Source organism: Lentzea sp. NPDC051208, assembly GCF_040682435.1.
GTDB classification, from domain to species: domain Bacteria; phylum Actinomycetota; class Actinomycetes; order Mycobacteriales; family Pseudonocardiaceae; genus Lentzea; species Lentzea kristufekii.
The window spans coordinates 355305-373312 of record NZ_JBFBAW010000007.1 but is presented as its reverse complement, the minus strand read 5'-3'; the positions used below and the strand labels follow the sequence as shown (position 1 = coordinate 373312).

15 protein-coding genes are annotated in these 18008 nt (G+C 69.2%); 5 read left to right on the top strand and 10 right to left on the bottom strand.

The features are described 5' to 3' along the window. Window positions 1-118: 118 nt before the first annotated feature. The gene (locus AB0M48_RS19725) at window positions 119-1045 is read right to left on the bottom strand and encodes a DMT family transporter (RefSeq protein WP_363843705.1); all 927 of its coding nucleotides are present in this window, start codon (window positions 1043-1045) and stop codon (window positions 119-121) included. A gap of 81 nt (window positions 1046-1126) precedes the next feature. Between AB0M48_RS19725 and AB0M48_RS19720 the strand changes: the two genes are divergently transcribed. Next, entirely contained in the window at window positions 1127-2029 is a 903-nt protein-coding gene (locus AB0M48_RS19720; protein ID WP_266043841.1) for a LysR family transcriptional regulator, read from the top strand. Between the two features lie 15 nt (window positions 2030-2044). Here AB0M48_RS19720 and AB0M48_RS19715 read toward each other — a convergent pair whose 3' ends face one another. From AB0M48_RS19715 to AB0M48_RS19690, 6 genes are all read right to left on the bottom strand, one after another. Further along, window positions 2045-3676 carry a protein kinase gene (locus tag AB0M48_RS19715; protein WP_363843700.1) on the bottom strand — a complete coding sequence of 544 codons (1632 nt, stop codon included), beginning with the start codon at window positions 3674-3676 and terminating at the stop codon, window positions 2045-2047. A gap of 126 nt (window positions 3677-3802) precedes the next feature. Continuing rightward, a complete protein-coding gene (locus tag AB0M48_RS19710; RefSeq protein WP_363843697.1) occupies window positions 3803-5134 on the bottom strand; it encodes a serine/threonine-protein kinase in 1332 nt (443 codons plus the stop codon). 147 nt (window positions 5135-5281) lie between these two features. Further along, window positions 5282-6133, bottom strand: coding sequence for a hypothetical protein (locus AB0M48_RS19705; protein ID WP_363843694.1), 852 nt, complete (start codon window positions 6131-6133; stop codon window positions 5282-5284). Window positions 6134-6338: 205 nt separating this feature from the next. After that, window positions 6339-7175: a hypothetical protein gene (locus AB0M48_RS19700; RefSeq protein WP_363843691.1), complete on the bottom strand. Its 837-nt coding sequence runs from the start codon at window positions 7173-7175 to the stop codon at window positions 6339-6341. 172 nt (window positions 7176-7347) lie between these two features. After that, complete coding sequence (locus AB0M48_RS19695) at window positions 7348-8208, bottom strand: hypothetical protein (RefSeq protein ID WP_363843688.1); 861 nt, start codon at window positions 8206-8208, stop codon at window positions 7348-7350. Between the two features lie 105 nt (window positions 8209-8313). Further along, window positions 8314-8712 carry a hypothetical protein gene (locus tag AB0M48_RS19690; protein WP_363843685.1) on the bottom strand — a complete coding sequence of 133 codons (399 nt, stop codon included), beginning with the start codon at window positions 8710-8712 and terminating at the stop codon, window positions 8314-8316. On the opposite strand from AB0M48_RS19690, the gene AB0M48_RS19685 reads away from it, so the two are divergent. Beyond that, on the top strand, window positions 8711-9763 hold the full coding sequence (locus AB0M48_RS19685; protein WP_363844001.1) for a histone deacetylase: 1053 nt from the start codon (window positions 8711-8713) through the stop codon (window positions 9761-9763). The genes AB0M48_RS19690 and AB0M48_RS19685 overlap by 2 nt on opposite strands. Window positions 9764-9785: 22 nt before the next feature. On the opposite strand, the gene AB0M48_RS19680 is transcribed toward AB0M48_RS19685, so the two are convergent. After that, window positions 9786-10046, bottom strand: coding sequence for a chorismate mutase (locus tag AB0M48_RS19680; RefSeq protein ID WP_090067154.1), 261 nt, complete (start codon window positions 10044-10046; stop codon window positions 9786-9788). A gap of 294 nt (window positions 10047-10340) precedes the next feature. On the opposite strand from AB0M48_RS19680, the gene AB0M48_RS19675 reads away from it, so the two are divergent. Both AB0M48_RS19675 and pcrA read left to right on the top strand, forming a co-directional pair. Next, window positions 10341-10586 (top strand): hypothetical protein, encoded by a 246-nt coding sequence (locus AB0M48_RS19675; protein ID WP_363843683.1) that lies wholly within the window; start codon window positions 10341-10343, stop codon window positions 10584-10586. Further along, window positions 10583-12895 carry a DNA helicase PcrA gene (gene pcrA / locus AB0M48_RS19670; protein ID WP_363843680.1) on the top strand — a complete coding sequence of 771 codons (2313 nt, stop codon included), beginning with the start codon at window positions 10583-10585 and terminating at the stop codon, window positions 12893-12895. Before AB0M48_RS19675 ends, pcrA begins: the two co-directional genes overlap by 4 nt. Window positions 12896-14204: 1309 nt before the next feature. On the opposite strand, the gene AB0M48_RS19665 is transcribed toward pcrA, so the two are convergent. Next, window positions 14205-14993 carry a M23 family metallopeptidase gene (locus tag AB0M48_RS19665; protein ID WP_363843677.1) on the bottom strand — a complete coding sequence of 263 codons (789 nt, stop codon included), beginning with the start codon at window positions 14991-14993 and terminating at the stop codon, window positions 14205-14207. A 208-nt stretch (window positions 14994-15201) separates the two neighbouring features. Then, complete coding sequence (locus AB0M48_RS19660) at window positions 15202-16083, bottom strand: alpha/beta fold hydrolase (RefSeq protein ID WP_363843674.1); 882 nt, start codon at window positions 16081-16083, stop codon at window positions 15202-15204. A gap of 224 nt (window positions 16084-16307) precedes the next feature. On the opposite strand from AB0M48_RS19660, the gene AB0M48_RS19655 reads away from it, so the two are divergent. Next, a complete protein-coding gene (locus AB0M48_RS19655) occupies window positions 16308-17987 on the top strand; it encodes a hypothetical protein (RefSeq protein WP_363843671.1) in 1680 nt (559 codons plus the stop codon). The last annotated feature ends 21 nt before the right edge of the window (window positions 17988-18008 follow it).

The following is an 18008-nucleotide window of genomic DNA, read 5'->3' as shown; positions in this document are numbered from 1 at the left end:
GATGTCCTTCCCAGACTGGTCTCCATGTCCGCTCACAAAGAGGAGACGGCTGAGCAGCCTGATAAGGACGCGATTCGTCTCGGAACCATCCTAACGGGGGAGACGTGCGTCTCACCCCTCAGCGTTTGACCAGGTCGCGCGTCTCGTTTGGTGAGACGGTCTGACCTGCCGCGACGGACTTCCTCCGGGTCAGCGCGATGCCCACGAGCACCACCAGCATGCCGATGACGATCCGCGCGTTGAGCTGCTCCCCGAGGAAGATCGCTCCAAGGAGTACCGACACCACGGGCAGAAGGTAACCGACGGTAGTCGCCGTCGTGGCTCCTTCGTCCGCGATGACGCGGTAGTTGAGGATGAACGCCATGCCGGTGCCGAAGACGCCGAGGATCACCACGGCGACGATGCCGACCCAGTGCAGGTGCAGCGGTTCCAGGCCGCCGAACGGCGTTGCCAGCAGCAGCATTCCCATCGCGGTGGTCAGCTGCATGGCGGCGAGCTGCGTCGAGCTCGCGCCCGTGTTGACCAGGTAGCGGCCGGCGTAGGAGTAGCCGATGGCGTAGCTCGCGGCGCCGATCAGGCACAGCACCGCACCCCAGCTCGCGATGCTGTTGCCCGACTGCCACGGCGCGAAGATCACCAGCACGCCCGCGAAGCCGAGCACGAGGCCGAGCAGGCGCACCACGTCGCTGATCTTCTCCGAGCCGAGCACGAGGCCGATGGCCAGCGCGAACAGCGGCGTCGTGGAGTTCAGCACGCCGGAGACGCCCGAGTCGACGGTCTGGCCGCCGAACGCGAACAGCGTGAACGGGATGGCGCTGCCGAACAGAGCCACGAAGAGCATGTGACCCCAGATCCTGCGGTCGCGCGGCAGGCTCATCTTCGCCAGCGCGAGCACGACGAACAGCACGACCGCCCCGAAGAACGTCCGCACGAGCGAGATCTGCAGGGGCGCGAGGCTGCCGAGCGCGAGCTTCATCCACAGGAAGCTGGATCCCCACAGCAGGGCGAGCACGCCCATCCTGATCAACGTTCCGCGTTGGTTCACGCGTCAACCATGCGCCCGCGAACACGTGAAAACAATTTAATTGTTCTGGGAAACCTTTAAGCTGCGCTGTAAGGTCGGGGCATGCTGGACGTGCGACGAATGCAGGTGCTCCGGGCCGTCGTGAGCACGGGTTCCATCACCGCGGCGGCGACGAACCTCGGCTACACCCCGTCCGCCATCTCGCAGCAGGTCGCGGGCCTGGAGAAGCAGGCGGGCATGCCGTTGCTGGAACGCGTCGGCAGGGGCGTCCGGCCGACCGCGGCAGGCCGCCTGCTCACCGAGCACGCCGGCCGCCTCGCCGAACAGCTGGCCGAGGCCGAGAGCGCCCTCACGGCGTTGCGCAACGGCTGCGCCGGCGTCCTGCGCGTCCGCTACTTCGCCACGGCCGGAGCGGCGCTCGTGCCACCCGCGGTGGCGGCGTTCCGGGCCGAGCGCTCGGGCGTGGAGCTCGACCTGAAGCTCACCGAGCCGACCGACCCCTTCGTCGAGCTGGCAGCCGGCCGTGCCGACGTGGCGATCACCGTTCTCGAACCCGACGCGCCCGCTCCGGAGGGCATGGTCGCGCGGCACCTGCTCGCCGACCCGCTGTACGCCGTGCTCCCGCGAGGCCACGCCCTGGCCCGCAAACGCGTGCTCGATCTCGCCGAACTGGCCGACGAGCCGTGGATCGACGCGGAGTGCGGCTCCAGCGGTCTGTGCGCGAACTTCGTGAGGAACGCCTGCGCGGGTGCCGGGTTCTCACCGCAGGTGGCCGTGGAGAGCGACGACTACGCGACCGCGCAGGGATTCGTGGCGGCCGGGCTGGGCGTCACGATCATTCCCCGGCTCGGGCTGGGATACGCGCACCCCGGCGTGGTCGTGCGCAAGGTGCGCAATCCCGAACCCGTTCGGCACATTCACGTCGTGTATCGCGAAGACGCCGCGTGGAATCCCGCCGTGCTGACTCTCGCGGAAGCCCTGGAGAAGGCCGCGCGGGCCTCCTGACCAGGGCTGTCGCGATCAGTAGGAGCCGAGCGACTTGTCGCTGTGCAGCAGGAAGTTCGGGCTCTTCCACTCGAAGGAGATGCCCCGGCGTTCGGTGGTCGTCCCGCCGCTCTTCTTCGTGTACTCGACGTCGACTTCCCAGTAGAAGCCTTCTTTTTCGGTGGCCTTGATGATCTTGGCTTCCTTCATGCCCGACCAGAAGGTCTGGAAACCGCTGTAGCCGCCGGAGAAGGTGCCCTGGAAGTTGCCGTTGCCGAGCTTCCAGGCTTCTTCCGGGGACTTGGGCGCGGTGTCGAAGTACTCCTCGAGGAACGCCTTCATGTCGTCGGGCTGGGGCGAACTCGTCCACTGACCGGCCTTGCCCGCGGACTTCGGCGGCGTCGACTGCTTGGTCGGTTCGTTGCCCTGGGTCTGCTGCGTCGGGGTGTTCGCGCCCGCGTTGTTGTTGGTGCCGTTGTCGCCACCGTTGGAGAGCATGCTCGCGAACATGATGCCGACGACCGCCGCCGCCACGATGGCGAGCGCGGTGTAGACCGTCGACTTCTTGCTCTTCAACGGCGACGAGGACGCTGCCGGCCTCGGGCGCTGGGAGTACTGCGGCGCGGCGGCCGGGCGGTGGTTCGACGGCGGCTGCTGCACGGACGCCGTGCGCGGCGTGTGCATGTCCACCCGCGTCGCGTTGGGCGGTGGCGGTGCCTGCTGGTGCCCCTGCGGCGACGTGAGGGCCCGCGTGGCGGCCTGCTGCTGCGGCTGCTGCACCGGCACACCGCGCCACGACGGCGGGTGGGTCGGCGCGACGACGGCAGGGGTGAAGGCGGGGGCGGCCTGGCCGTTCGCGACGGCGGCGAGCGCGTCACGGGCCTCGGCCATGGTCGGGCGGTCTTCCGGCTCCGCGCGCAGCAGGCGCATCAGCAGCGCGGTCAGCGGGCCGGCGTTGCGCGGAGGGTTGACCTTGCCGGACGCCACCTTGTGCAGCAGCGCGATGGTGTTCTCGCTCAGGCCGAACGGCGGTTCGCCCTCGATCGCGGCGTAGAGCGTCGAGCCCAGGGAGAACACGTCGGACGGCGAGCCCGGGTCGTACCCCTTGGCCACCTCGGGTGCGAGGTAGGCGGGGGTGCCCGCGAGCATGCCCGTCGCGGTGACCGTCACGTCACCGGTCGCGCGGGAGATGCCGAAGTCGGTGATCTTGACCGTGCCGTCGTCGCCGAGCAGCACGTTGCCGGGCTTGATGTCGCGGTGCACGATGCCGGCGTTGTGCGCGGCGGCCAGCGCGGAGGCGACCTGCATGCCGATCGACGCCACGTCCCGCGGAGGGAGCGTGCCGCGTTCGGAGAGCACCGCCGAAAGGCTCTTCGACGGCAGGTACTCCATGATCAGCCACGGCTGGCTGTCGTCCTCGGCCACGTCGTAGACGGCGACCGCGTGGGGGTGTTGCAGGCGCGCGGCGATACGGCCCTCGCGCATGGCACGTCTCTTGGCCTCGTCCGTGTCAGCTTCGGCTAGTCCAGGCTGCAGGAGGAGTTGCTTGACCGCGACTGTGCGGTGCAGGCGTTCGTCGTGTGCCGTCCAGACGACGCCCATGGCGCCGCTGCCGATCCGCTGGCTCAATCGGTAGCGACCAGCGACCAATCGGCCATCGTCGGTCACAGTTGCTCCCCGCTGTGCGGTCACTTGCTCTCTGTTCAACGGCTGATCACACCTTCGGGTTCAGATCACCCCATCAGGTGCGAGTACCCACCTTACGAGATTTCTACGGCGTGATGACGCTTAGCCCTACTGCACGGCTTGCGTGGTCGTCGTGACCGTCGTCGTGGTCGTTGTGCTGACCGGCGCTGACGAAGACGGCTTCGGCGGTGTGGTCGTCGTAGTCGTCGTAGTGGTGGTCGTAGTTGTCGTCGTCTTTGGTGCAGACGTCGTTTCCTGCGTTGTGGTTGCCTCGGCCGTGGTCGTGTTCACCACGGGACTCGGCGCCTCACTCGTCGGCGGGGCGACCGAGCTGCTGCTGGCGGGCGGTGCCGACGGCGTCTGCTGCTCCTTGGTGAACACCCCGAGCGCGACCATCAGACCACCGATGACCAGCAACAACGCCAGGACGACCGCAGCGATCACCAGTGGCTTGTTGTTCTCAGGACCCCTGGCGGGCGCCATTGGCGGAGCGGTCCGCGGTGGTGCGGTCCGAGCCACCGGCCGGACCACTCGGGTCCGGTCAGGCTCCACGATCGCCGTCGGGTCGGGCCCGTCGGTCACGGCCAGGCCGCTGAACGACGGCGAACGGCCCTGCGCGACCGCGTTGAGCACCTCGCGCGCCTGGGACATCGTAGGCCGGTCGTCCGGCTCGAAGTTCAGGAGGTACAGCAGCGTGTCGGCGAGCGGGTGGTCGACCGTCGGCGGGTTGATCCGCCCGGCCGCGACGGCGTGCAGCACACCCAGAGTGTTCTCGCTCACTCCATAGGGCGGCTCGCCCTCCATCGCGGCGAACAGCGTCGAGCCGAGCGAGTAGACGTCCGAGGCCGGTGTCGGGTCCTGGCCCCGCGCGATCTCCGGCGCGAGGTACGCGGGCGTGCCGGCGATCAGGCCGGTCTTGGTGACCGTGATGTCGTCGGACGCGCGCGAGATGCCGAAGTCGGTGATCTTGACGACGCCGTTCTCGGCGATCAGCACGTTGCCGGGCTTCACGTCGCGGTGCACGATCCCCGCCGCGTGGGCCGCGGCCAGCGCCGCCGCGCACTGGGCACCGATGCTGGCGACCTCGACCGGGTCCATCGGCCCGCCCTCGGCCAGCGCGTCGGCCAGGCTGTAGGACGGCAGGTACTCCATGACCAGGCACGGGACGCCGTCTTCCTCGACGACGTCGTACACGGCGATGGCGTTCGGGTGGTGCAGCTTGGCGGCGATGCGGCCCTCGCGCATGGCGCGCTGGATGGCCTCGTCCTGCTCGGTCTCGTCCAGGCCGGGCGCGAGCAGCAACTGCTTGATCGCGACCTCACGGCCGAGGCGTTCGTCGTGGGCGCGCCAGACGATGCCCATCGCGCCGGAGCCGATGCGGTCGAGGAAGCGGTAGCGGTCGGCGATCAGACGGCCGTCCGAGGTGCCGGACGTCGTCACAAGCCCACCCCAGGGGTGCTCGAAGGCGTGACTGCGGCTGCGGCAGCAGATCCCACGCTCGTGCTCCTCGTGCGGTAGTCAGCAGGTCGTCCGGAATGCCCGCACAGGGTACCTGTCGAGGCCCGCCGCTGAGCTACCTGTCGTACATCAGTTCGCAGGGGCGAAGAAGTCGAATCCGCCGACGGTGTCGCCCACGGTGTTCAGCACCGGGTCGAGGATGCCGAGGTCCACGCTCACGTCGACCGGGTTGGACGGCCGCGGCAACGGGTTCTCGGAGCTGGGCGGAGGAGTGCTGCTGCTCGGCGGGGTGGCCGTGGACGAGCTCGGCGGCGGAGGAGGCGTCGCGCTCGACGGCGGCGTGCTCGGCGTGCTGGTCTCCGTGGACGTCGACGGCGTGGTCGAGGTCTCGGTGGTGGGCTGCTGCGTCGGCTGCTGGGTGGGCGTCTGGGCCTGCTGCGTCGGACGCTGCTGCTGGGTCTGGACGTACGGGGCGACGCGCGTGGTCGGGTTCGCCGACGTCGGGTCCGCCTGCTGCGTCTCGGTGGCGTCGGCCTGCTGGGTCTTGTTCGACGGCAGCTTCACGACGCCTTCGGTGCCCGCGCTCGCGCCACGGGCCTGGGCGCGCTCGTCGAACCGCACCTCGGCGAGCGGGCGCTCGTCGGGCGAGGACAGCCAGGAGGAGGCGGCGAACGCCACGGAACCGCAGATGATGACGCCACCGCTGGCGGCGGCGGCCAGCTTGCCGACGGTGAACCCGCCGCGCTGGGTGTCGTCGGCGCGGCCCTCACGGCGCAGCAGCTCGGTGATGTGCAGCTCCTTCATGGGCTGCTTCTTCGCCTTGCCGCCCGGCGCCTTGACCGGCTTGAACTTGATCGTCGGCTCGAACGCCGCGGGGGTGATGTCGTCGGTGATCACCGGGATCTCCACGGTTTCCGCCTCGCGGCGGGCGATCAGCTCGGCGACGGACAGCTGGCCGGTCGACTCGGCCGATCCGTTCAACCGCCGACGATGGTCCTCAATCGACACCGCTCGTTCACCCTTCCAAGTTCGCGTACGCGTACTGGCGGGAACATGGATACCGAATCGTGACCCGAGATGTAACCCCTATGGGGGAATTTTCACGGCCGCAACCCGGTTTCCGCGACGAGCGGTCACCGTTCGACTGCGAACGGCGATCCAGTTGGGTGCGACCTAACTGCTCGGCCTAACTGCGCTGCGCCGAAAGGACCTCGGTGGCGACGATCCTCGGCTGGCTCGTGCTGGTCAGCCAGAAGAGCTGCTCGATGCGCAGCCAGCCGCCGTCCATCTCCTGCATCGAGACGACCGCGAGCACCGATCCGTCCGGCCGCACCGACGTCTGGTCGACGCTCACCGTCTTGATCTTTCCCCAGGACCGGGCGAACTCCGCGGGGTTCGCGCCGACCAGCTCCGGGGAGAGCAGCTTGGCCGCCGAGTTCGGCTTGGTCGCGAGCAGCTCGTAGAACTTCTTCACCACGTCGACCTGCGGAAGCGGACCGACCGAGACCTCCGGCGTGACCGGTTCGGTGGTCTCGGCGGCGGTCTCCAGCAGCAACGCGGACGGCTGCGGCATGGGCATCACGGCGGCGGAGGTGGACTGCTGCGGCGGCCGCTCGTGCGGCAGCTGGGCCGACAGGACGTCGGGACGCAGCGCGCTCGAGCCCGACAGCGCGACGGGCCGTTCGGAGGCCGGGACGCCGACGTTCGCCGGCCGCTTGCTGGCGAGGACCACCGCGCCCGCGATGGACGAGACCAGCAGGGCCGCGCCGGTCAGCAGGCCGGCGGCCCTGGCGACGAGGCCCGGCTTCGTGCGCCGGCGGCGGTTCGGGACGACCGGGATCACGGTCGTCGCCGCGGTCATGTTCTCGGTCGGGCCGAGCAGTGAGGTGACGAGAGCGTCGGTGGCGGCTTCTTCGTGCGAGAGGATGCGCATCGGTGCCGGCTGCTGCTTGATCAGCTCGGCCACGCTGATCGAGCCGGCGCGGTTGTGCCGCCGTCCGGTCGTCGCCGCTGGACGCTGCACTGCTCTGGTCCTCCGTACTGTCCGTGTACAGCTGAAGACGTACCGTGGCCTCACGTCATGACGCCAGTTTCTGGGTGGACTTCACTCGTCCGTGGCGGCCAGCGGTGCTCAGGGTTCGCTCGATGGTGCTACCTACTACGTTCGGTAACTCCAGGCATGACCTTGAGCCGCGTCAGCCGCCGGTCTTCAACCGTTCACCGTTGATCAACGGCAGGTCGCCGAGCGTGAAGGTGAGCTCGCGCTTCTCGGTGCTGACGGAGCCGTCCTTCTTCGTCACCTGCAGCAGGCTCACGGTGAGGCCCTTGCTCGGGTCGACCAGGATCTCCTTCACCTCGATCAGCGAGATGTCGGCGACCCTGCCCTCGAGCAACGCGTCGGCGTTGGAGCGCACGGTGTCCGTGGTCATGGCGAGCGCCGTGTCGGCGTTCGTCGCCATCGCCTTGTAGAAGCTCTCGGTCTTCTCGGCGATCTTGCCGCCGTCGACGACGGGGGCCTGGCTGACCGGCACGGTCGTGATGACCGGCGGGACGGTGCCGGACGGCTTGGTGTTCGTGGGGGACGCCGGGCCGCTCGTGCCCGGCACGCTGCTCGCCCTCGTACCCGTCCCCGTGCCCGGCGCGGGAACGACCTTGCCGGTGGGCGCGGCGGACGGCGTGGAGCCGCCGGTGGCCGAGGGACTCGTGCCGCCCGTGCGCAGCGCCCCGATCGTCGGCACCTCCGACGGGTAGCCGGGCAGGCCGACCGTCTCGACCGCACCGCCCCCGCCGACCAGCTTGGCCGCGGCGACGCTCAGGCCGACCAGCACGAGCACGGACGAGACGACGGCGAACCAGGCCGCGCGCTTCCACGTGCGCGGCGGCGTGACCGAGGCGGGCACCAGCCCGATGTTGAACTTGCGCAGGCCGTCGGTGTCCTGCAGCGGGTCGATGTGGCGGCCGCGGGGCAGCGGAATGCGGTCGCCCCCGGCGACGGGCCGCGCGTCCAGCGGCTGCGGCCCGTCGTCGAGACGATGTTTGCCCGGCAGTTCGTCCATCCCCGACACCCCTCTGCGACGCAATCAGGGTAGGGCCGTCCGGCGGTGCCGAAGCAACCAAAAGGGGGTGTTCAGGACGAGTGACACTCTTTTGTGTGAAGTTGGTCAGCGCGGCGGCAGTTGAGCTTGACCGCTGTTGAGCTGCTTGCGTGTGTTCTGCACGCCGTTGAGCGCGGCGAGACCGCTGCCGCCGGCGATCAACGCGCCGATGACGTCGGCGCCCAGCGTGTCGCCGTTGGTGATCAGCAAGCCGATCACCGCGCCCGCGGTCGTGATGATCGCGGTCTTCCAGCGGCTGCGGACGAACTGCGAGACAGGTGCTCCGGAAAGGCCCTTCTTGTTCGCGGCCGAACCGAGCAAGCCCAGGTATGCGTCGTGCGCCAAGGCGGCGAGCAGGCCGGCGATGGCGATCAGTGCGGCGATGAGGCCCATGCCTCCAGTGTGCCCCGAGAATTTTTCGGTGGACCATCCGTGATCGCCCTGATATCCGATTCGGGTGGACATGTTCTGGCACGACGACTGCCTCGAGCACGACGCCGGTGAGGGCCTGTGGGAGCTGCCGGGCTCCTGGCCGTGGCTCGACGTCGCCGAGCCGCACCCGGAGACGGCGGCGCGGCTGCGCACGTTCCGGCACGCGCTGACGCACGGTCCCGTGGCGCCGCACTTGAAGTGGCACGAGGGGCGGCATGCGTCCGTCGACGAGCTTCTGCGCGTGCACACAGCGGGGTACTTGGACTCGTTGCGCGTTTCGGAGCGTGTGGCGCTGGAGGTGAACACGGTCGTAGGTCCGGAGACGTGGCGTGCGGCGTCTGCGGCGGCAGGGACCGCGTTGGCGGCACTGGAGTCCGGTGCGCCGGTGGCGTACGCGCTCGTGCGGCCACCAGGGCACCACGCGCAGCCGGACATGGCGGACGGCTACTGCTTCGTGAACAACGCGGCGCTGGTGGCGGAAACCGCGCGGCGCCAAGGCATGCGGGTCGCCGTCCTGGACTGGGACGTGCACCACGGCAACGGCACGCAGGAGGTGTTCTACGACCGGCCGGACGTGCTGACCATCTCGGTGCACATGCGGCACGGCTCGTGGGGCACCAACCACCCGCAGACGGGTGCGCCATCAGAGGTGGGCGCCAACGGCAGGAACGTCAACATCGAACTGTCGCTCGGTGCGGGCGACACGACCTACATGCGCGCGCTCGACGAGATCGCCTTCCCGCTGCTGCGCGAGTTCGAGCCGGACCTGCTGGTGTGCGCGTCCGGGTTCGACGGTTCGGCGTTCGACCCCAACGGCCGCCACAACCTCACGGCGGACGGGTACCGCGAGATCGGGCGGAGGGTCGCGTCGTTCGGACCGCGGACCGTGCTCACCCAGGAGGGCGGCTACCTGCGCGGGTACTCGGCGCTGTGCCTGCACGCGCTGGTCGAGGGACTGCTGCGGCTGCCGGAGCCGTTGCTCGAGGACCCGCTGGCGTACGTGCCGGACGACGATCAGCTGGCGGATGTGGACCTCGACCGCGTCAGGGCCGCCCTGGAGCCTTTTTGGCCCGGCGTGCTGTGACGCCGGGCCCGTCTCCGACCTGCTACCTGCCGAGTGGGCCGCGGCCCATCTTGAGCAGGATCATCGCGAGGTCCTTGCCCTCCGGGCCGAGCGGCCGGTAGCGGTTGAGCACGTCGATCTCGCGGTTGTGCACGATCTTCGTGCCGCCGGCCGCCATCCGGGCGGCGCCGATGATCTTGGATACCTCGACGCGGCGTTGCACCAGGCGGAGGATCTCCGCGTCGAGGTGGTCGATCTCCTCGCGCAGCTCGTTGATGTCGGGGTCGGTGGTGGTGTCCATCATTGGTGACCTCTCGAGAACTTCGAGTCCTGGCCCGGAAGCAACGAAGCCCCGGGGTCCGAGGACTCCGGGGCTTCGTGGTGGCTTTTCAGCGCTGGACGACCACGGGAGCCGGAGTCCGGGTCCCGTAGAAAAACTCGAAGAACGTCGAGCGCATGGATTCAGTGTTGCACAGAACCTCCCGGGCCCGCCAAGTCCGCGCGCCGAGAGGGCTCACCAGGTGGGACGTGCCGGCCGGAAGCTCCTGCCTCTGCCCTGGCCGCGCGGCCTGAACCCCCACGCGGAGTCGTGCCGCACATGTCGAAGGTCTGGGAGTCATGTGAAACACGTACTCGGGCCGAAGCTCACGATCGAGACCGCGGCCGCGACGATCCGGACGCAGACGGCATCGACGTGTACGCCGAGGCAGGCGGCCACGAAGCGGTGCGCGCGGGGCAGAACTTCATGATCGGCACCAGCACCCTGACGGATCCCGCTCCTCGAACACATGGTCAGGCGGTACCGGATTCGTCGGTGCCGCCCGGTACCGTGGATGGACGATGAGCGCCTTGTTCGACTTGCCTTCAAGTCCCCCCGTTTCTCGCGCGGGCCACCTGCTCGACGACCTGAACCCCGCGCAGCGCCGTGCCGTCGAGCACGCCGGTTCGCCCCTGCTCGTGGTGGCGGGCGCCGGCTCCGGCAAGACGCGCGTCCTCACCAGGCGGATCGCGTACCTGCTCGCGGCGCGTGACGTGCACCCCGGCCAGATCATGGCCATCACGTTCACGAACAAGGCCGCCGCCGAGATGAAGGAGCGCGTCGCCGACATGGTGGGCGCCCGCGCCCGCTCGATGTGGGTGTCGACGTTCCACTCGATGTGCGTCCGCGTGATGCGCCGGGACGCGAAGACCCTGGGCATGTCGTCGAACTTCTCGATCTACGACAGCGACGACTCGCGCCGCCTCATCACGCTCGTCGCCAGGGACCTCGACCTGGACCCGAAGAAGTACGCGGCCCGCACCCTCGCCGTGCACATCTCGAACCTCAAGAACGAGCTCATCGACCCGGAGACCGCAGCCGCCCAGGCCACGAACGACCTGGAACGCCGCGTGGCCGAGGTCTACGCCGTCTACCAGCGCCGCCTGGGCGAGTCGAACTCGCTCGACTTCGACGACCTCATCATGAGGACGGTCGAACTCCTGCAGCGCTTCCCGGACGTGGCAGAGCACTACCGCCGCCGCTTCCGCCACGTCCTGGTCGACGAGTACCAGGACACGAACCACGCGCAGTACACCCTCGTGCGCGAACTGGTGGGCAAGGCGGGCGGTGAACTCCCCCCGGCCGAACTCTGCGTGGTCGGCGACGCGGACCAGTCCATCTACGCCTTCCGCGGCGCCACGATCCGCAACATCGTGGAGTTCGAGCGCGACTACCCGGACGCCACCACGATCCTGCTGGAGCAGAACTACCGCTCCACCCAGAACATCCTGACGGCCGCGAACGCGGTGATCTCCCGCAACCCGAACCGCCGCGACAAGTCGCTCTGGTCCGACCTCGGCGAGGGCGAGAAGATCGTCGGCTACGTCGCGGACAACGAACACGACGAGGCGGCCTTCGTGGCCAACGAGATCGACCGCCTCGTGGACGGCGGTGAGGTCAACAACTCCGAGATCGCCGTCTTCTACCGCACCAACAACCAGTCGCGGGTCTTCGAGGAGATCTTCATCCGCCTGGGCCTCCCGTACCGCGTGGTGGGCGGCGTCCGCTTCTACGAGCGCAGGGAAGTCCGCGACGCCCTCGCCTACCTGCGCACCCTGGCCAACCCGGACGACACGGTCTCACTGCGCCGAATTCTGAACGTCCCGAAGCGAGGCATCGGCGACCGGGCAGAAGCCTGCGTAGCGGCCTACGCGGAACGCGAACGAATCAGCTTCGCCGCAGCCCTCCGCGAAGCGGTGAACGACCGAGTCCCGCTGCTGAACCCGCGCTCCCGCAACGCGATCGCCGGTTTCGTCGAGATGATGGACCAACTGGGCGAGATGGTCGCGCGCGAGGACGACGTGGCCGACATCCTCGAAGCGGTCCTGGACAAGACCGGCTACCGCACCGAGCTGGAAGCCAGCGAAGACCCGCAGGACCACACGAGGATCGAAAACCTCAACGAACTGGTCACCGTCGCCCGGGAGTTCACCGAACTGGAACTCCCGGAAGGCGCAGACCCGGTCCCGTCCCTCCCGGCGTTCCTCGAACGAGTCTCCCTGGTGGCAGACGCGGACTCGATCCCGGACGCGGACTCAGACGGCGTGGTCACCCTCATGACCATCCACACGGCCAAGGGCCTCGAATACCCGGTCGTCTTCAGCACGGGCTGGGAAGACGGCGTCTTCCCGCACATGCGAGCACTGGGCGACCCAGCCGAACTGGCAGAAGAACGCCGCCTCGCCTACGTGGGCATCACCAGGGCCCAGCGCCGCCTCTACCTCTCCAGGGCCCTGGTGAGGTCAGCCTGGGGCCAGCCCTCGGCAAACCCGGCCTCCCGCTTCCTGGGCGAGATCCCGGAAGACCTGCTGGACTGGCGCCGAGTAGAGCCCTCCCGCTCAGGCCCGGCAGCAGCCACGACCTGGGGCCGCTCAGCCTCAGGCGGCATAGCCTCCCGAGGCCTCTCCCGCCCAGCCCCGGGCAAGACAGGCTGGAAGGACGCCCCAGCCCTGAAGCTGGACGTGGGCGACCGGGTAACCCACGACAAGTACGGCCTGGGCCGAGTAGTAGCAGTGGACGGCGCGGGCCTGAGGGCAACCGCAACGATCGACTTCGGCGGCGCAGGCACAGTCCGCCTGATGCTGATCGGCAGCGTCCCCATGACAAAGCTCTAAAAAGCCAGCCACACCGCCCCACCTGATCGCCAGCGAAGCCGAAGGCGAGCAGCCCGAGCACAAGCAACGGGCACGCAACTCACCCGCGAAGCCGAAGGCGAGCCGTCCTTACCAGAAGGTCTGGGTGGGGTGGCTTCGTCACGAGTCGTGCCACAGCTCTTGCTGCATGCCTGAAGGGGTGTCAAGCGGACATGCATTTCGTCCGCTTGACACCCCTTCAGGCATGTGGCCCGCTCTTGGTACGGCTCGTGACGAAGCCACCCCACCGACGCGCCCCCCAAAGCAACGCGCCTCCGCCCGAAGCAACAGGCGTGCCATCAACCCGCGCACGGCGCAGACCCCGGCTTCAGAGCAGATTGGCGGGGTCTGGGGCGGAGCCCCAGGTATCAGCAGGAACATCCCCTCGCAACCCAACCACCCACAACTCCCCGACTTACGGAACGCCCAAGTCCCACCATCCCTACCCAAACCGGACCACCCGCACCCCTCCTGACCAGCACCTTCACCCACCCCGAAGAAAATCCGCAAAAATCCAGAAAATCAGCGCAACGGCAAGCCGATACGTACGTCTATGTGGGTGTCGCAAGCAGCACAGCCAGGGAACGTTCGGGGCGGTCCAAGGCGCACGAGCAGCCTGCCGACGCAAGGGGAGCGAAGGGAAGGCGGGGGCCTGACTTCGCGGCGAAGTGCGGCCGGACCGAACGGGAGAGCGGTCCGGCCGCACTGTCTTCTCAGGACAAAGGGCCCGGCGCGCACCAGCGGACTCGAAGATCGACGCAGGTCAGCCCCACCACGTCCAAAAATTGTCAGACCTCAGGAGCATCATCAACCGCATGAGGCCACAACCCCAGCGGGAGAGCTCAAATTGGATCACGTACTGGCCGGCGCCCTGCACGAACGTGTGTTCGCAATCCTCAACCAGCTGGAATCGCCGGAGACCCTCAGGCTGGTCGAAGCCTGGCGCACTCTGCTGCACCACCACGAACCAACGGAGAGCGGGGCCTGCAAGGCCTGCGGCCCACGCTGGCGCAAACACATGTGCTCGGTCTGGCGCATAGCGGCGACCTACTTCGCCCGCCCAGACCTGTAACGCCCGGAGCCACAACTCCGAAAGCCGTGACACGCCCCTAGGGAGCGATCCCGTCCAGCGAGAGCGCGACTACAGCGACGCTAGAGGCTCCTCGGCCACAAGAGCCTCCTGAGCCGCCTCAAACACCTGGGCCGACACCACGAGGTGGGCCAGCCGCAGAAAGACCGTCAGGAAGCTACTGAGCCGTAGTTCCAGAAGTTCCGAACCAGCGATCTTGGATCAGACCGTCACGCCGCGAGCGTTCAGCCAGGTCAGCGGGTTGATCTTCTGACCGTCCGGGTTCCACACCTCGAAGTGGAGGTGGGGCCCGGTGGAGAAGCCGCGGTTGCCCATGCGGGCGATCTGCTGGCCGGCCTTGACCTGCTGGCCTTCGCGGACGCCGATGGTGTCCATGTGGCCGTAGACGGTGATGGTGCCGTCGGCGTGCTGCACGCGGACCCAGAGGCCGAAGCCGGACGCGGGGCCCGCTTCGATGATCACGCCGTCCGCGGCGGAGACGATCGGGGTGCCGATGGGGCCGGCGATGTCGATGCCGAGGTGCATGGTGCCCCAGCGGCCGCCGTAGCCGGAGGTGAACTCGCCGGCGGCGGGGCGGAAGAACTTCGGGCGCTTCTTCTCGGCCTCGACGGCCTCGCGCTCGGTGGTGAGCTGCTGGCTGCGCAGCAGCTTGGCGGCCTCCGCGGAACCCTCTGCCGTGGTCTTGGAGACCGCGAGGATCTGCGGCGCGGAGGCGGTGTCGCCGCCCATGCCGTCGAAGGTGGCGGCGCCGTCGGCGTGGTTGGCGAGCTGGACGTCCTTGCTGTCGTCCGCTGCGGCCTGGCCGATCTGGCCTGCGCCTGCCGCTGCGAACGCGCCTACTGCGACGGCGGCGACGACGATGCGTCCGCGAAGCGCCGACGGTGGCGGGGGGAGCCGGTGAGAGCTGACCGGGCGCGTGGTGGCGCGGTCGACTGCCTCTTCAAGCGCAGCACTGCGTTCATGGCCGCCGGGGGAGCGGTGGTGACTCAAAGCTTGCCCTTCCGCCTTCGGGGAGCCTGATCGGGTGGACGCCGGGCGGGGGATTCCCGGTGAGTCAGGATTCGGGGTTCTGACTCGGTGTCCTTCTGTGATCAGACCGTGACAACGGACCGGGGGACGATAACGGCGGGAAGCCTCGGAGGGCAAACCCCAGTTCGTTATGTCCCCCCAATGGGCGGCAACCTGCAGGTTTTATCTGTCAACTGTGACCATCGGTGATCTGAGACGGCCGACACGCCTCACCGCCAGCGGCGATGGGGTGAGTTGACAAGTCATCCGATCGGGTGATGGCCGTCACAACTACGTGAAGGGTCCTCGTGTCAATCGGCAAAGAAAGGTGACCTGAATCACGTATCTGGTGCTCTTCGACGACCAACGACGGGTGCTCCAGCCGGGCGTTGCGCTGAGGCACGATGACCTGGTCCATCTCGGACCAGACCACGACGAAGCGCGTGCGGCACGGTCGGCAGGGCTCCGCGAGCTCCGTGAGCAGCTCGGAGCCGGGCCGCAACTGGCGGGTCAGCGGCGTGGGCAGTAGATAGGCGGCGAGTGTGCCGTTGTGCGGTGTACCCAGAGTGACGAGTGAGCGCACGCGTGCGTCGCCGTGCAGTCGTTGCACGTAGTACCTGGCGATGAGCCCGCCCAGCGAATGGCCGACCACATGTACCTGATCGGAACCGGTCTGCTCGCAGATGCGCTCGATGTGCGCGCCGAGCAGGGCGGCGGAACGACGCACGTCCCCGGTCAACGCCGTCAGCACGCTGTAGTTGATGGCGTGCACTACCCCGAAGCCCCGCCTTCGCAGCGCCCCCGACAGCACTGCAAAGGCGGAACGGTTGTCCCCGATGCCATGCACCAACACGATCGGGGTGCCCGCCGCGTCCATCGCCGAAACCACCAGCCCGCGCTGGCGGGGTGGGAGGACGTCGGTGCGGTAGTGCCGGTACTGGCCGTCCGGCCGCAGCTGCTCGGTGATCGCGCCCCACGGGTAGAGCACGGCGTGGGCCGTCAGCCAGGCCGCTTCCATCGCGACCCCGCGCATGCCGCCGGGCGTGGCCATCGCCCGCAGCGCGACCTTCACCTCCTCCGCGACGTCCCGGACGGTGTGGACGCCCCAGCCGGCGCGATCGAGAGCCGCGTCAGTCAGACGCGTGATCCACGACCGGCCGCTCTCGCTCATGTGAGCGACGGTAAGTGATGAAGTCACCGGCTAGGAGTACCCGGCAGTTGTTTTCCACATGCGAACGAATTTCGTCTTAACAGGCCACGCGCGACCACACACGAGTGTTGCTAGGTTCGCCCGCGATGACTCGCACCGAGCTCGAGAACCAGACCCCCGCGGCCGCCAGGCTGCGCACGTCGTGGGCCCTCGCCGCGGCAGGCTCCCTCCTCCTTGCCCTCGGCCCGCTGCTCGGCGTGGTCGACGGCGCCGAACCCGCCTTCACGTCGTGGCCCCTGCTCGCACTGCTGGCGCTGTTGCCGCCGGTCGTCGCGGGTGTGCTGCTGATGCGCGGCCGCCCGTTCGTGGCGGCGGGGCTGCTCGCGGCCGCCGGCGTCTTCGCGGTCGGCCGGTTGCTGAGCGACCTGCTGGTCGCCTTCGAGCCGATGGACGTGGCGCGCCCCGAGCTGTTCCGGCCGACCACCCTGCTCGAGGTCACGCCCTCGGCGGGGGTGTGGCTGCTGGTCGCGGGTCACCTGCTGGTGATCGCCGGTGGAGCGCTCGCGGCCGGGCGCGCCGGCATGCCCGCGGACGAGTCGGAGCCCCCGACCCTGGTGGGCCTCCCGGTGCTGATCGCCGCGGTGGCCGGGATCGGGCTGCTGGGCAAGCCGTTCGTCTCGGCCGACCCGTTCCAGCTCGACCGGGGTCCGTGGGACCTGCCGGTGCTCGGCCTGACCGGCGGTCTGCTCATCGCGCTCGCCGTTCCCCTCGCCACCGCGCTCTCGGCCACCTCGCCCGACCCGGACACCCGCCAGGGCGGCACGATCGGCGTGACGCTGGCCCTCCTCGCCGTCGTGGTGCCGTGGCTCGCGGCCGGCACCTTCGCGCCGGGCCTGAGCATCAGCTCGGGTCCGGTGACGGCGCTGATCGCCGCGATCCTGCTGCTCGGCACCCCGCTTCAGGGCCGTGCCGTGCGGGTCCTGCGCGGCGAGCGCGACGAGACGCGCGATCCGGCCCTGCCGACGCTGCGGCGCATGCACGTCATCTCGGGCGCCCTCGCCGTCGCCGCCGCCGTGGCGGTGCTCGTCGGCGCGATGCTCCCGCAGCTCACCCTCACCACGGGCGGCGCGGCACCCGACCTGGCGGCCGTGAACCTGCTGTGGGTGGCCGGACTCGCGTTCGGCGTGCTCGGACTCCTCATGTTCCTGCCGTCCGCCGCGGCCGTGGTGCGCCCGGCGCTGGTCGGCGGTTTCTTCGCCGTGCAGCTCGCCGCCGCGGGCACCACCGAGTCGGTGCTGGCGGCGAGTCAGGCGGGCGTCGCGCAGCCGGGGGCGGGCTTCTGGCTGATGATCGTCGAGCTGCCGCTCGGCCTGCTGGCCCTGGCCTGCGCGGGTCTCGCGGCCGCGGTCGAGCGGGAGAACGCGGGAGAGTCCCAGCGGGAGCAGACGCCGGTGGCCGAGCTGGGCGCGGTGCTGCTCGCGGGGCTCTTCGCGGTGGGAGCCTTCGCCCTGCCGACCATGCGCGGCGACGGGTACACGTCCGCGAGCCTGGCCCCCGACACCGATCCGGCGGTCTCCTGGACGCTGCTGATCTCCCTCATCGTGCTGATCATCAGCCTCGTGCTGGTGTTCAGGTCGAGGCCCGCTCGCGGTGCCGCCGTGCTCGCCGGCGCGGTGCTGCTGCTCGGCGTCCGCGCACTGGAGCTGCCGCTGACCGGCGACCGCGTCGAAGGTGCGGTGGCCGCCCCCGGCACCTGGCTCGCGCTGGCGTCCGTCGCGGCTCTGCTGGTCGCGGCCGGCTTGACAGGAGCTCGCGCGACCCGCTGAAACGTGTCCTGCAACGCGCGT